The sequence below is a fragment of the Citrobacter sp. Cpo090 genome (genome assembly GCF_030332665.1).
In the GTDB taxonomy this organism is placed as follows: Bacteria; Pseudomonadota; Gammaproteobacteria; order Enterobacterales; family Enterobacteriaceae; genus Citrobacter; species Citrobacter portucalensis.
Window position 1 is genome coordinate 942,862 of record NZ_JAOWHK010000025.1, and the last position, 14,860, is coordinate 957,721.

The window sequence follows — 14,860 nt, forward strand, 5'->3', positions numbered from 1 at the left end:
AGATTAACTTAACGATCGATAGGTAAATCATAGATGTGATCCAGGTCACACGTCAACACCTTTTTATAATGATCGTTATATAAAATATAAAGGTCTTATTTTTCATGCTAATAGCTATAAATTATTTTTATCGTGAATCCGCTGGAGTGTGCAGTCGAATATTTTTATAATGGTTATTCAATAAACCTAACAAAGGTACATCGGCGCCATGACAACTGAAACGACAGGTTGTGCAAAAAAAAGCCGTGGCCGACCAAAAGTGTTCGACAGGGAAGCCGCGCTTGATAAGGCCATGACACTCTTCTGGCAGCACGGATATGAAGCGACATCACTCGCCGATCTCGTGGAAGCCACCGGCGCAAAAGCGCCCACGCTGTATGCGGAGTTCACCAATAAAGAAGGGTTGTTCCGTGCCGTACTGGACCGCTACATCACCCGCTTTGCGGCGAAACACGAAGCCCAGCTGTTTTGTGAAGAAAAAAGCCTTGAGTCCGCACTGGAAGGCTATTTCACCGCCATAGCGACCTGCTTTACCAGCAAGGACACCCCGGCGGGATGTTTCATGATTAATACTTCTGCGACGCTGGCAGCCTCTTCCCGCGATATTGCGCACACGGTGAAATCCCGCCATGCAATGCAGGAACAGACACTTACCCAGTTCCTTCACCAGCGCCAGCAACGAGGTGAAATTCCAGCCCATTGCGACGTGCAAAAACTGGCTGAATACCTGAACTGTATTTTACAGGGTATGTCGATCAGCGCCCGTGAAGGCGCAACGTTTGAAAAACTGATGCAGATCGCACACACAACCCTGCGGCTGTGGCCCGAACTCGTCAAAGCTTAACCCTTTCCCACAATTCCCCCGCAGTACTCACACCACCGGGAGCTGATAAAGCCCCCGGTTAGAATTTCACGCATTACCCCTACATTTTTCATTGTTTTCATCATCTTACCCGATCATTTTTTGTAAAAAGTATTGATAACAACAATTATTATCAGCAATATTCGCATTTGTTTTAACGCCTGTTTCACAATGTAACTATCGGTTTCTCTACCGCCATAACAAAAACAGTTCGACTCTTTTTTAAAAGGAATACAAATGCATAAGCGTCTCTGGGTGCTCAATCCTCTCCTGTTGTCTTTAACCCTTCCGGCCATTGCGGCTGAGGAAGAGAATCTCATCGTTAGCGCCAACCGTAGCCAGCGCACCGTGGCAGAAATGGCGCAAACGACCTGGGTTATTGAAGGAAGCGAGATTGAACAACAGGTTCAGGGGGGGAAAGAGTTCAAGGATGTTCTTGCTCAGTTAATCCCAGGAATCGATGTCAGTAGCCAGGGGCGCACAAACTACGGCATGAACATGCGCGGTCGCGCCATTGTCGTGCTCATTGACGGCGTCCGTCTGAACTCCTCGCGAACCGACAGCCGTCAACTTGACTCCATTGACCCGTTTAACATTGCGCACATTGAAGTCATTTCAGGCGCAACCTCACTTTATGGCGGCGGTAGTACCGGCGGATTAATTAACATCGTCACCAAAAAAGGCCAGCCGGAGCGTGAAGTAGAACTCGAACTGGGGAGCAAAAGCGGCTTTAACAATAGTAACGATCATGATGAACGCGTTGCCGCGGCGGTGAGCGGTGGAACCGATCGCGCTTCTGGACGTATGTCCGTCGCGTATCAACGTTTTGGCGGCTGGTATGACGGCAACCACGATGCCCTACTGCTGGATAACACCCAAACCGGGCTACAGCACTCCGATCGTCTGGACGTGATGGGCACAGGGACGATTGAACTTGACGACAACCGTCAGTTGCAACTGGTTACTCAGTATTATAAGAGTCAGGGGGATGACGATTACGGGCTGGATCTCGGCGAGAACATGTCCGCCGTGACCGGAAACGGCAAAGCATATACCAGCAGCGGACTGAATTCCGATCGTATTCCCGGCACCGAACGTCATCTAATTAGCCTGCAATATTCAGATGCGGATTTTTTTGGCCAGAACCTGGTCAGCCAAATCTATTACCGTGACGAATCGCTGAAATTCTACCCCTTCCCTACGCTCAGCAAAGGTAAGGTCACGAGTTTCTCCGCTTCACAGCAGGACACAGACCAGTTTGGTGCCAAAATTACCCTTAACAGCCAGTTGATGGATAACTGGGAGCTGACGTGGGGTGTCGATGCCGATCACGAAACCTTCGACTCCAATCAGAAATTCTTCGATCTGGCCTGGTCCCTGCCCTCCGGCGGTATGGATAACCGTACCGCTTATACTACCGGACGTTACCCCGGTTACAGCATCACCAACTTCGCGCCTTTTCTGCAAAACAGCTATGACATTAACGACATCTTTACCCTCAGCGGCGGTGTGCGCTATCAATGGACCGAAAACAGGGTTGATGATTTCGTTGGCTATGCTCAACAGCAGGGAATCGCGACCGGGCTTGCGAATTCTGCCGATACCATTCCGGGCGGCAAAACCGATTACGATAATTTCCTGTTCAACGCCGGTATCCTCGCCCATCTGACCGACCGTCAGCAAACGTGGTTTAACTTCTCTCAGGGCGTGGAGCTTCCGGACCCAGGGAAATACTACGGTAACGGCACCTATTCGCTGGTTGGCGATCATTACCAGCTCCAGCGCAGCGTCAACGTGGCGGATTCACGCCTGGAAGGGATTAAAGTTAACTCATACGAGCTGGGATGGCGCTACACCGGTGATAGTCTGCGCACGCAACTGGCCGCGTACTACTCGACTTCAGATAAATCGATCGTTATCAACCGCAGCGATATGACCATTAACGTTCAGCCCGACGATCGCCGCATTTATGGCCTTGAAGGTGCAGTGGATTATTTCATTGCGGATACGGACTGGAGCCTGGGCGGCAACTTCAACATCATTAAATCGGAAGTGAAACAGAACGGTAAATGGCAAAAATGGGATGTCACTCTGGCCTCACCGTCCAAAGCAACCGCGTGGGTCGGCTGGGCACCAGAACCGTGGACTTTGCGCGTACAGAGCCAGCAAACATTTGATCTGACCGACGCCAGCGGCAATAAGCTGGATGGCTATAACACTATGGACTTTATCGGCAGCTATCAGCTCCCGTTAGGTAAGCTGACCTTTAGCGTAGAAAACCTGCTGAATGAAGAGTACACCACACTGTGGGGACAACGTGCGCCACTGCTGTACAGCCCAACCTACGGCAGCCCGTCACTGTATGAATACAAGGGCCGGGGTCGTACTTTTGGTCTGAATTACGCCTTAACCTTCTGATAAAAAAAGCCCCCCAGCCTGAGCGAATGGGGGGCTAATGTTCAGGATAATGCTATTTTACGCTTTGTTATTCAGTACCAACTGTCCGTTGTTATCCAACGGAATTTGCGCGCCGGGGTCCTTATCCATACGGATTTTCCCCTGCTGATCGCCAATTTTGTACGTTACGTCATAGCCCAGCATCTTTTCAGATTTGTCATACACCGTTTTACAACGCTGCTGCGTGGTGGTGTAAGTATCGTTTTCCTGCATCGAACCCTGAATCTGGTTACCTGCATAGCCGCCGCCTAAAGCACCGGCCACGGTGGCAATATCTTTACCACGTCCACCGCCAAACTGATGCCCAATAACACCACCCGCAACCGCACCCAATACTGAACCCGCGATACGGTTTTCATCTTGTACTGGCTTACGGTGCGTGACCGTTACGTTCCGGCACTCCTGACGCGGTGTTTTTACCGACTCTTTAATCGGTGTTGCAGAGACAACTTGCGCATACTGTGGGCCACGCTCGAAAACGTTCAGACTGGCCACCGCTGCAACACCCAGCGCAGCAGCTACGCCAATCCCTATACCCGCCAACATTGATTTATTCACGGGACTTCCTCCTTTTTTGCTATTAGCAACAACTTTGCAACAGAAGGTAAGGAATGCCAATCAGATTACGGATGAAAATAGCAGGATGAGGCACGAGCGCAGGATGATTCGGAGAACTCTGAAGGAAGGCGCCGGATGCGTGAAATCATCCGGCGCTACACGTCGATATTAATGCAGTTTCAGACGCGGGCGAATCACCCGGTTGATACTGCCGACCAGCATCATCAGGCCGGTTTTGAAGTAGCCGTGCAAAGCAATCTGGTGCATGCGGTACAGAGAGATGTACACAAAGCGCGCAATACGCCCTTCCACCATCATCGAACCACGGGTCAGGTTACCCATCAGGCTACCTACGGTAGAGAAGTTAGAGAGCGAGACCAGAGAGCCGTGATCTTTGTACTGATACGCTTTCAGTGGCTTGCCGTTCATCTGTGCCAGAATATTGTTCATCGCGCAGGTCGCCATCTGGTGTGCTGCCTGAGCGCGCGGAGGCACAAAACCCCCTTCCGGGCGAGCGCAGGAAGCGCAGTCGCCAATCGCGTACACGTCAGGATCGCGCGTGCTCTGCAGAGTTGGCTCAACCACCAGTTGGTTAATACGGTTCGTTTCCAGACCGCCAATATCTTTCATAAAGTCTGGCGCTTTGATACCCGCCGCCCACACCATCAGATCGGCTTTAATGTATTCGCCATCTTTGGTGTGCAGTCCGCCTTCATCAGCGCTGGTTACCATCGTCTGGGTCAGTACGCGTACGCCCAGTTTGGTTAACTCATTATGCGCAGCACCGGAAATACGCGGCGGCAACGCAGGCAGAATACGCTCACCGGCTTCGACCAGCGTAACGTTCAGCGCGTCGTTGGTCAGCCCTTTGTAACCATAGCTGTGCAGTTGTTTTACCGCATTGTGCAGCTCAGCGGAGAGTTCAACCCCCGTCGCACCGCCGCCCACAATGGCGATATTCACTTTTCCGTTTGCGCCCAGATTCGCGGAATACTTCAGGAACAGATTCAGCATCTCCTGGTGGAAACGACGCGCCTGATGGGGGTTATCGAGGAAAATGCAGTTTTCTTTCACGCCAGGGGTGTTGAAATCGTTGGAAGTACTGCCCAACGCCATCACCAACGTGTCATACGGCACTTTACGCTCAGGAACCAGCAGCTCACCCTTCTCATCGCGCAGCTCAGCGAGAGTAATGGTCTTCGCTTCACGATCGATATCCACCACCGAGCCTAACTGGAACTGGAAGCCATGGTTACGGGCATGTGCCAGATAACTCAGCGCATCCACACCTTCGTCCAGAGAACCCGTCGCCACTTCATGCAGTAACGGTTTCCACAAGTGACTGTGGTTTCTGTCTACCAGTGTGATTTTGGCCTTTTTCTTACGCCCGAGTTTTTTACCCAGCTGCGTAGCCATTTCCAGTCCGCCAGCACCGCCGCCGACAATCACGATCCTTTTCAATGGTGTAGTCAACGTGACCCCCTCAAATTTATTAACCAATTGTTAATTAAAAGTTATTAACATAGCCTTTAATTAACAACAAGTTACGGTAATGAAAATGTTCTTCGAGAGTGAGAATAACACGAACGGTGCATTGGTCATACCAAAATTGATGTGTATCAAGTTTTGATGCTGAAAAGATAGACAACCTGAACTTTAAGGACAAAAAAACCAGCCCGATGGCTGTAATACCAGTCAGTTATCGCCTCAGTTTCAGAAAGCTTCAACCTGTGCTGGCCGAGGTAAAGAACATGCTATCTCGGAGAAAGAGTTCCGTTCACCTCATGCTCATCATTTCTCTTAAGCACCGATTCCTGTGAACGTGTAAAGGGCGTTCTCCGCCACGCCCTTTACAATCCCGGCTCCCGGCAGGAAAATTGCCACTTCGTGGTTCCCTCCGCTTATTCCTCCAGGCTACCGGGCCGGGCGCGAGGTAGCATCCATGCAAAACGCGCCCTGAGCCAGCATCCATGCTGGCTCTCCCGGCCTTACGGAATCACGTCGGCAATTTTCAGCCGGACCAGCCCACACCTGACCATCTGCGTTTTTTTGTTTAAACAGCAAAAAAGATTTAACTGGAAGTCAGTGCGTTGAAGCGATGACCCCGGTCCGGCTGAAAATCGATGAGGCGTTGACGGCTGACCGGGGCTGTCCGCAGGGATGCGGACAGAGGGGACGGCCTGCACGGACGCAGGCTCGACCCCGACCCGACAGGCAGACGGCATAAGACGAATAACTCGCGTAGCGACGATTTTCCCGCCGGGAGCCTGGGTTGCAAGGGAGGCGGCGGTGAGCCTCCCTTGCACGTTCACAGGTATCTGCGCTTCAGAGAAATGACACCACTGAGGTGAACGGAACCCTGAGCAAGAATCACATGTTCACCATACGTTCGTAACTGACGAGCATTAGCCCGGCGGCTGTTTCTTTACGCACTCAATAAGGATTAACCTAACGTCTTGAACGCTTTAATGCGCTGCAAATGCGGAGAGATATTCTTAAACTTATGCGTCTGCTCTTCGTCCCAGACTATCTCGTAAAAATGATGCAGCTCTTCTGACGAACGCTGACTGTTCAGCGCTTCATCATGACGTGACAGGATCACCAGGCAGCGATCGCGATTCTTTTCACGGAAATTGGTCACGCATTTTGTTGCGATGTCTGCATACTCCTCAGGTCTGTCGATTTTGCCTTCCATGTTCTCATACGGGAACAGGTTGGGATTAAACACTACCTGACGAATATCACACAGGAAACCAATCCGTTCAGCCCAATATCCCCCGAGCCCCACACCACAAATCAGCGGACGGTCATCCACATTCAGCTGCAGCATTTTGTCCACTTCTTTCAGCAGATGCTGCATATCATGTTTAGGATGCCGCGTACTGTAGCTAATCAGCCTGACATCCGGGTCGATGAATTGCAGCTGCAACACCTTCTCATGGTTGCCCGGGCTGTTAGAGTCAAAACCGTGTAAATAGATAATCATCGCATCCTCGCCAAACTTGCGTTAATGACCTGCTTTCTCTTCCTGCCAGCGCTCATGAAGCTGGTTTAGCTGAGCGCTTGCCGTCTTCCAGCGTGCCGAGTCCATCAGTTCCTGACGTGAAAATGAACCTTTATGATACAAACGTGTAACACGTTCTGCATTGATCGGCGACAGATTATCTAACACACTGACCGCTCCTTTACGATTATTGCAGACCAGGATCATATCGCAACCTGCATCCAGCGATGCCTGTCCACGCTCCGCATAGCTTCCCATAATCGCCGCCCCTTCCATCGACAAATCGTCGGAGAAAATGACACCATCGAAGCCAAGCTCCTGGCGCAGCACCGTTTTCAGCCAGTGAGGAGAACCACTCGCCGGACGCGGATCTACATCACTGTAGATGACGTGCGCAGGCATAATGGCATCCAGTTTGTTTTCCGTAATCAACGTCTGGAACACGGACATATCTTTCGAACGAATCTCGGATTCTGAACGAGGATCGGTTGGGGTTTCTTTGTGTGAATCCGCCGTCACCGCCCCATGTCCAGGAAAATGTTTACCGGTCGTTTTCATGCCAGCAGCATGCATCCCGTCAATGAAGCGGGTCGCCATCGCCAGCGCTTTTAGCGGATCGGCATGATAAGAACGCTCGCCGATTGCCGCACTGATATGGCCCACATCCAGTACCGGTGCAAAGCTGATATCAATGTCCATCGCGATCATTTCGCTGGCCATCAACCATCCAGCGTCCTGAGCCAGTTTGCCGCCCTCTTCCAGACCGTGCAACGCAGCAAAGGATTGAGCCGCAGGCAGACGGGTAAAGCCTTCACGAAAACGCTGTACGCGCCCGCCTTCTTGATCTACCGCCACCACCAGATGGTTACGTGACGCAGCCCGGATCTGACGCACTAATTCACGCAGCTGTTCCGGGTCATGATAATTTCGGGTAAAGAGGATCAACCCACCTACCAGCGGATGTGCCAGAATCTCACGCTCTTCAGCGTCCAGCTCATACCCTTCGACATCCAACATTACTGGGCCCACACTGCTCTCCTTATCCTTTCATTGTTAGCTGCAGCCAGGTTTCATCGGCCAGCCTGATAAATTGTCGATCACCGGTTTGCCGCCAGCGATACTCAAACCACCCCGCCTTCAGCATCATTATCCAGGGTTGCCATTGTCTGACCTGCCGCCACAAAACGTCTGGCTCAATGTGCGCTCGTTGGGCGTAGGTGCTAACCAGCTGTTGGTGCTGGGATTCATCGCTGACCCATACCGCCGCCAGCTCCAGGGCAATATCACCGTCTCCAGCGTATTCCCAGTCAATCAGCCGCAGCCCTGAGGCTGTACGTACGATGTTGTCACCGTGAACATCCATATGCAGCGGCCCCAGACGCAGAGGCCGAGGCTCACCTCGTTTCCTTAGCCGCTTCAGCGCGCGCAGCCAGCATGGCGTACGACGCGCCGGATCGCCACACTGCCAGTACTGTTCAAGTAGCGGCAGCAGGCTGATTCGCCAGCCCAATCGGGGTTGCTGATGCAGATGATACAGTAAGCCTGCAAGTTCGTCGGCGTCCGGTAATCTGGATTCTACCTTACCGTGAAAAAACTCGACTGCCATCCACCCACGCGTATAAAAATGAGGACGTGGCGCAAGGCTTTCTGGCAGGCGTTTTAACGCATGATATTGGCGTAAGAAATGCGATTCCGGCGCGTCAGGGTCGTGATGACAACGCAGTACCAGGCGGTGAGAATGATGCTCAATGATGCAGCTCCCGCCGCTCAGACCGGTTTGGCTGGCTGCGACGGGATGATACTGCGGGAAATAGCGCGACAACACTTCGCCGCGCGTGAGTTTATTATTGTTGCTGAACGGCACCTTTACCTGACCAGATTATCTCGCCAGTTTGTACCAGCATTAATTGCATTTGCAGCGCAGGCGAATTGACGTTGCCAGATGCGCTGGAATAAAGCACATACTGCGCACCAACGTTACGGGCGATACCAATCGCTTTACTGCGTGTTCCCAGGCTATCGTTTGGCGACAGACCTAACTGCTGCTTGGCGACGGCCAGTTGCTGAGCGGAAACCAGAGTAAACTTACCGTTATTCGCCAGCGCGTTACGCAAGGTCTCGGTGGCTTCCCCCGCGTTCAACGAGCCGTTGGTACGGTTATTCACGCTATCAACCAGCAGAACGCCACCCGCTTTGACGCCGTCGGCCTGCAGCATTTTGCCGACCATCGGCTGCATCGCCCCGTTCCAGTCATAATGACGTTGACGTGGCGTCGGCTGCGCCGTTTGGTCCTCGTGCTCAATCGGCCCCGGCTGTTGCGGTATGGTTGGCACCGTTGGCACAACCGGCACCGGCTGTTGCGGCTGCGCAGGCTGTTCCGGCACCGGCTTGACTTCCTCTACCGGCGCGGGCTCACGTTGCACCACACAGCCAGAGAGAAACATCGCCAGCGCGGCAATCAGTGCGTAGCGATTCATTTTGTTCATCAAGATTCACCCCTTACAAATAAAGATAAAGTCTAACCTTGTGCGCCCCCAGATAATTGGCGCTGCCATACAGCGTCACCGACGAATGAGCCGGAACAGTCACACTGCGTGGCGCTTCCAGAGGGTGCATTTCCAGCCCTCTGGCGTCATACCAGTAAAACCGATAATGAACGGTAACGGGTTCTTGTCTTTCGTTATAGAGTCGAGAGGATGCCGAGGCCTGAATATCAGACGTGGTTAACGTGGGCTGTTCTGCTGTTATACCCGCCGCCAGAATCGTTGATTCCATCACCAGCGACTGTTCATCACTTACCGGAATTTCAGGATGTGTTCGACAACCCGCCAGCAACAGCAAGCCCATTGAAAGCGCAATGCATCCTCTGGTCATGCTTACAGACCTTTATGCGCGAGCATTGGGCCAAGCGCACGTCCACCCAGCAGGTGCATATGAATGTGGTACACCTCCTGCCCCCCGTGGCGATTGGTGTTCATAATTAAACGGTACCCATCTGCAGCAATGCCTTCCTGCTCGGCGATTTTTGCTGCGACGGTAATCATGCGGCCCAGCGCCTGTTCATGTTCCGCCGTCACATCGTTGACAGTTGGGATCAGGATGTTAGGAATGATCAGGATATGCGTTGGTGCCTGAGGGGAAATATCACGAAACGCAGTGACCAGTTCATCCTGGTATACGATATCCGACGGAATCTCACGACGAATAATTTTGCTGAATATAGTTTCTTCTGCCACGACGTTTTCCTTTTTCATTAACAGCCCAAGCGTTTTGCCATGCTACGCCGGGTAACTCTGCGAGTATAGAGTATGAGCGAGTTACTCACGCTCTTTCAACTTTAACCCTCGATTTTTTAAGCGAAAACCCCAGTCAGTGCTGCTCTTATAACCATTTCCCTGCGCTATTGCTCAAGCATAGTACTGAAACAATATTTCATTTATGCCGTAGCATCTGTTTACACATTGAGTGCTAATGCGTATATTTCGCATTTGCATTTACATGCGCATTTAATAATTTACAACCAAAGGGTTCATCACAACTACCGGTGATTTGAACTTAATATTAATAATTATCAAGGACTTTTCGATGTCTTTCACAACACTCAACGGGAATGTTCAACGCCAACCGGGCCTAGCCCCTTCTTTGCTGGCAGCATGCATCACGCTAGCGCTTTTACCTTCCACCAGCCTCGCAGCCCCTGCTGAAGAGACAGTGATCGTGGAGGGTTCTGCTCCAGCCGCATCCAGTGAGGAGCAGGATTACAGCGTTAAATCGACGACCGCTGGCACAAAAATGCAGATGACACAGCGCGATATCCCGCAATCGGTCAGCATTGTCAGCCAGCAGCGCATGGAAGATCAGCAGTTGCAAACGCTGGGCGATGTGATGGACAACACGTTGGGGATAAGCAAAAGCCAGGCGGATTCCGATCGCAGCAGCTATTACTCGCGCGGATTTCAGATTGATAACTATATGGTTGATGGGATCCCAACCTATTTTGAATCCCGCTGGAATCTCGGTGACGCCCTTTCCGACACCGCCCTTTTTGAGCGTGTCGAAGTGGTCCGTGGCGCTAACGGGCTAATGACCGGGACGGGTAACCCTTCAGCCACCATTAACATGATCCGTAAGCATGCCACCAGCCGCGAGTTCACCGGTAATGTTTCTGCGGAATATGGCAGTTGGAATAAACAACGCTATGTGACCGATCTACAAAGCCCGCTCACGGCAGACGGCAATGTGCGCGGTCGCATCGTGGCGGGTTACCAGAATAACGACTCCTGGCTTGATCGCTACAATAGCGAAAAAATGTTCTTCTCCGGGATTGTCGATGCCGATCTGGGCGACACCACCAGCCTGTCTGCGGGTTATGAATACCAGCGCATTGATATCAACAGCCCAACCTGGGGTGGATTGCCGCGCTGGAATACCGATGGCAGTAAAAATAGCTATGACCGCTCGCGCAGCACTGCGCCGGACTGGACTTACAACGATAAAGACTTCAACAAAGTGTTTGTCACCATCAAACAACGTTTTGCCGATACCTGGCAGGCGACCATGAACGCCACCCACTCCGAGGTCAAGTTCGACAGTAAAATGATGTACGTCGACGCCTATGTTAATAAGGCCGACGGCACGCTGATTGGCCCATATGGCAACTATGGTCCGGGATATGACTACGTCGGAGGAACCGGCTGGAACAGCGGCAAACGTAAAGTGGATGCTGTCGATCTATTCGCCGACGGCGGTTATGATCTGTTTGGTCGTCAGCATAATCTGATGTTGGGCGGTAGCTACAGTAAACAGAATAACCGTTATGAAAGCTCGTGGGCGAACGTTTTCCCCAACGAAATCGGCAGCTTCTATACCTACGATGGTAACTTCCCGGAAACCAACTGGAACCCGCAGTCATTGGCTCAGGACGATACCACGCACATGAAATCGCTGTACGCCGCAACGCGTATTTCGCTGGCCGACCCACTGCATTTGATTGTCGGCGCGCGTTATACCAACTGGCGTATCGACACCCTGACCTACAGCATGGAGCAAAACCACACCACGCCGTATGCGGGTCTGGTATATGACATTGACGATAACTGGTCTACCTACGCCAGCTATACCTCAATCTTCCAGCCGCAGAACAAGCGCGACAGTTCCGGTAAATATCTCTCTCCGATTACCGGCAACAACTATGAGCTTGGCCTGAAGTCCGACTGGATGAACAGCCGTTTAACCACCACGCTCGCGGTGTTCCGCATTGAACAGGATAACGTAGCGCAATCAACCGGCGTGCCAATCGCTGGTAGCAATGGCGACACGGCCTTTAAAGCGATGGATGGTACGGTCAGCAAAGGGGTCGAATTCGAGATCAACGGTGCGATCACCGATAACTGGCAGATGACGTTTGGCGCGACGCGCTATGTTGCTGAAGACAACGAAGGCAATGCGGTAAACCCGAACCTGCCACGGACCACGGTAAAACTGTTTACCCGTTATCGCCTGCCAGCCATGCCGGAACTGACCGTCGGCGGTGGAGTTAATTGGCAGAATCGTGTTTACAGCGATACGGTCACGCCTTATGGCACATTCCGCGCGGAACAGGGAAGCTACGCCCTGGTAGATTTGTTCACCCGCTACCAGGTAACAAAAAACTTCTCAGTGCAGGGTAACCTTAATAACCTGTTCGATAAAACCTACGACACGAATATCGACGGTTCTATCGTTTATGGTGAGCCGCGCAACGTCAGCATTACTGCCAGCTATCAGTTCTGATTCGAAACACATCGCGCTCCACCTGCCCGTCAGGTGGATGCACTGGTCTAAAAAAGCAAAAAGCCTGCTTAGTTTCCTAAGCAGGCTTCTTAAATATGGCTCCTCTGACTGGACTCGAACCAGTGACATACGGATTAACAGTCCGCCGTTCTACCGACTGAACTACAGAGGAATCGTTGTGGAGGCTTATCTTAGCGGCGAAAAAATTTTTGTCAAACCCCATTTCCTCGAATGCGAATCAATTGATGCTTCTCTCGACACTTTGTTGCATTTACAGACATTTTAAATAGAAAAAACTTTGCAGCTTTTTTGATTCTCCCTCATCATTTGAAATGAGGTTTCAACTTTCTTCGTTAAGGTCCACTTTGAACGTCTCCGCTGCCTTACGCCAGGTCGCTTCCCGCACGCCCTGGTATGCCAAACGCAAGAGTTATAAGGTTCTCTTTTGGCGCGAAATCACTCCGCTGGCTGTCCCCATTTTTCTGGAAAACACCTGTGTGCTATTGATGGGTGTTCTGAGTACCTTCCTGGTAAGCTGGTTGGGAAAAGAAGCGATGGCCGGTGTCGGACTCGCCGACAGTTTTAATATGGTCATCATGGCATTTTTCGCCGCCATCGATCTGGGTACCACCGTGGTTGTAGCATTTAGCCTCGGGAAACGAGATCGTCGACGGGCCAGAGCCGCGGCCAGACAATCGCTGGTGATCATGACAATTTTTGCTATCGTGCTGGCAGCGGTCATTCACTATTTTGGTCAACAGATTATTGACGTTGTCGCAGGTGAAGCAACGCCAGACGTTAAAGCTTTGGCACTTACCTATCTGGAGCTGACGGTGCTCAGCTACCCGGCAGCAGCCATTGCGCTGATCGGCAGCGGCGCACTACGTGGAGCCGGAAATACAAAAATACCGTTGTTGATTAACGGCGGCATGAACATTCTGAATATCATCATCAGTAGCATCCTCATTTACGGGATCTTTTCCTGGCAAGGTCTGGGATTTGTGGGTGCAGGCCTGGGACTGACCATTTCGCGCTACATCGGGGCGATTGCCATCATCTGGGTACTGATGATTGGTTTTAACCCCGCGCTGCGAATTCCCTTCAAAAGCTATTTTAAGCCGCTCAATCTCGCCATTATCTGGGAGGTGATGGGGATCGGCATTCCGGCAAGTATCGAGTCAGTGCTGTTCAATGGCGGCAAACTTTTGACGCAGATGTTTGTTTCAGGCATGGGAACCAGCGTTATCGCCGGGAACTTTATTGCATTTTCTATCGCCGCGCTTATCAACCTACCAGGGAATGCTTTAGGTTCCGCGTCGACAATCATTACCGGCAGGCGTCTGGGAAATGGTCAGATTGCCCAGGCTGAAATCCAGCTACGGCATGTATTCTGGCTGTCGACGATCGGCCTGACGGCAATTGCCTGGCTAACCGCTCCTTTCGCCGGAGTGATGGCCTCATTTTATACCCACGATCAGGATGTAAAAGAGGTCATAGTCATCCTGATTTGGCTCAACGCAGCATTTATGCCGATATGGGCTGCATCCTGGGTGTTACCAGCGGGTTTTAAAGGTGCGCGAGATGCACGTTTTGCTATGTGGGTATCGATGCTGGGCATGTGGGGCTGCCGCGTAGTCGCAGGTTACACCCTGGGTATCGTATTAGGATGGGGCGTTGTCGGCGTTTGGTTAGGTATGTTCTTCGACTGGGCCGTACGCGCCGCGTTATTTTACTGGCGTATGGTCACCGGCCGCTGGTTGTGGAAATACCCGCGCCCCGAACGCGAAAAGTGTATAAAACAGCCGGTTGCGTCTGAATAATCGGCGAAATGGGGAATATTTCAGCAAACGATCGCATTTATCCATTCAGGCTTTGACAACGCTGAGCGGCATCGCTAATATTCGCCTCGTTCAAACGATTCCTCTGTAGTTCAGTCGGTAGAACGGCGGACTGTTAATCCGTATGTCACTGGTTCGAGTCCAGTCAGAGGAGCCAATTTAAGAAGCCTGCTTAGGAAACTAAGCGGGCTTTTTGCTTTTCTGCGATCCCATTTGCCGGGTAGAGCGCTTCACTCCATACCCAGGCTTTTCCATACTGGCGACGGGAGAATGTCCGTCTGCTTATGCAAAATGTCTCTATGATCCAATTCGTTAACGTCAGAGTTAAGTACCTTATCGTGCAACGACATCAGAATGAGACCCATAATT

General features: G+C 51.7%; 12 protein-coding genes and 2 tRNA genes. 5 read left to right on the top strand and 9 right to left on the bottom strand.

Features of this window, described 5'->3' with window-relative positions; all coding sequences use genetic code 11:
- The first annotated feature begins 208 nt into the window (after positions 1-208).
- Both comR and OGY83_RS07275 read left to right on the top strand, forming a co-directional pair.
- On the top strand, positions 209-844 hold the full coding sequence (gene comR / locus OGY83_RS07270; protein WP_191212913.1) for a TetR family copper-responsive transcriptional repressor ComR: 636 nt from the start codon (positions 209-211) through the stop codon (positions 842-844).
- Between the two features lie 255 nt (positions 845-1,099).
- Entirely contained in the window at positions 1,100-3,280 is a 2,181-nt protein-coding gene (locus OGY83_RS07275; RefSeq protein ID WP_191212914.1) for a TonB-dependent siderophore receptor, read from the top strand.
- A gap of 57 nt (positions 3,281-3,337) precedes the next feature.
- Here the strand turns inward: OGY83_RS07275 and OGY83_RS07280 are convergent, their stop codons facing one another.
- The 8 genes from OGY83_RS07280 to hinT all read right to left on the bottom strand — a co-directional run bounded on the left by OGY83_RS07280 (position 3,338) and on the right by hinT (position 10,117).
- Positions 3,338-3,877 (bottom strand): glycine zipper 2TM domain-containing protein, encoded by a 540-nt coding sequence (locus OGY83_RS07280; RefSeq protein WP_003030814.1) that lies wholly within the window; start codon positions 3,875-3,877, stop codon positions 3,338-3,340.
- 168 nt (positions 3,878-4,045) lie between these two features.
- Positions 4,046-5,350: an NADH-quinone dehydrogenase gene (gene ndh, locus OGY83_RS07285; protein WP_003832263.1), complete on the bottom strand. Its 1,305-nt coding sequence runs from the start codon at positions 5,348-5,350 to the stop codon at positions 4,046-4,048.
- 970 nt (positions 5,351-6,320) lie between these two features.
- Positions 6,321-6,863 (bottom strand): alpha/beta hydrolase YcfP, encoded by a 543-nt coding sequence (gene ycfP, locus OGY83_RS07290; RefSeq protein ID WP_003030817.1) that lies wholly within the window; start codon positions 6,861-6,863, stop codon positions 6,321-6,323.
- 21 nt (positions 6,864-6,884) lie between these two features.
- Positions 6,885-7,910, bottom strand: a complete 1,026-nt coding sequence (gene nagZ, locus OGY83_RS07295) for a beta-N-acetylhexosaminidase (RefSeq protein WP_286635591.1) — start codon at positions 7,908-7,910, stop codon at positions 6,885-6,887.
- Between the two features lie 10 nt (positions 7,911-7,920).
- The gene (gene thiK / locus OGY83_RS07300) at positions 7,921-8,745 is read right to left on the bottom strand and encodes a thiamine kinase (RefSeq protein ID WP_286635592.1); all 825 of its coding nucleotides are present in this window, start codon (positions 8,743-8,745) and stop codon (positions 7,921-7,923) included.
- Complete coding sequence (gene lpoB, locus OGY83_RS07305; RefSeq protein ID WP_003832255.1) at positions 8,726-9,367, bottom strand: penicillin-binding protein activator LpoB; 642 nt, start codon at positions 9,365-9,367, stop codon at positions 8,726-8,728. Before lpoB ends, thiK begins: the two co-directional genes overlap by 20 nt.
- A gap of 13 nt (positions 9,368-9,380) precedes the next feature.
- Positions 9,381-9,755 carry a YcfL family putative periplasmic lipoprotein gene (locus tag OGY83_RS07310; RefSeq protein WP_003832254.1) on the bottom strand — a complete coding sequence of 125 codons (375 nt, stop codon included), beginning with the start codon at positions 9,753-9,755 and terminating at the stop codon, positions 9,381-9,383.
- A 2-nt stretch (positions 9,756-9,757) separates the two neighbouring features.
- Positions 9,758-10,117, bottom strand: coding sequence for a purine nucleoside phosphoramidase (gene hinT / locus OGY83_RS07315; RefSeq protein WP_003030826.1), 360 nt, complete (start codon positions 10,115-10,117; stop codon positions 9,758-9,760).
- A gap of 349 nt (positions 10,118-10,466) precedes the next feature.
- On the opposite strand from hinT, the gene fhuE reads away from it, so the two are divergent.
- Positions 10,467-12,653: a ferric-rhodotorulic acid/ferric-coprogen receptor FhuE gene (gene fhuE / locus OGY83_RS07320; RefSeq protein WP_194211974.1), complete on the top strand. Its 2,187-nt coding sequence runs from the start codon at positions 10,467-10,469 to the stop codon at positions 12,651-12,653.
- 96 nt (positions 12,654-12,749) lie between these two features.
- On the opposite strand, the gene OGY83_RS07325 is transcribed toward fhuE, so the two are convergent.
- Positions 12,750-12,825 (bottom strand) — tRNA-Asn (locus tag OGY83_RS07325).
- A 160-nt stretch (positions 12,826-12,985) separates the two neighbouring features.
- On the opposite strand from OGY83_RS07325, the gene OGY83_RS07330 reads away from it, so the two are divergent.
- Positions 12,986-14,473, top strand: a complete 1,488-nt coding sequence (locus tag OGY83_RS07330; protein ID WP_123266936.1) for an EmmdR/YeeO family multidrug/toxin efflux MATE transporter — start codon at positions 12,986-12,988, stop codon at positions 14,471-14,473.
- A gap of 99 nt (positions 14,474-14,572) precedes the next feature.
- Positions 14,573-14,648: transfer RNA gene (locus OGY83_RS07335), tRNA-Asn, on the top strand.
- The last annotated feature ends 212 nt before the right edge of the window (positions 14,649-14,860 follow it).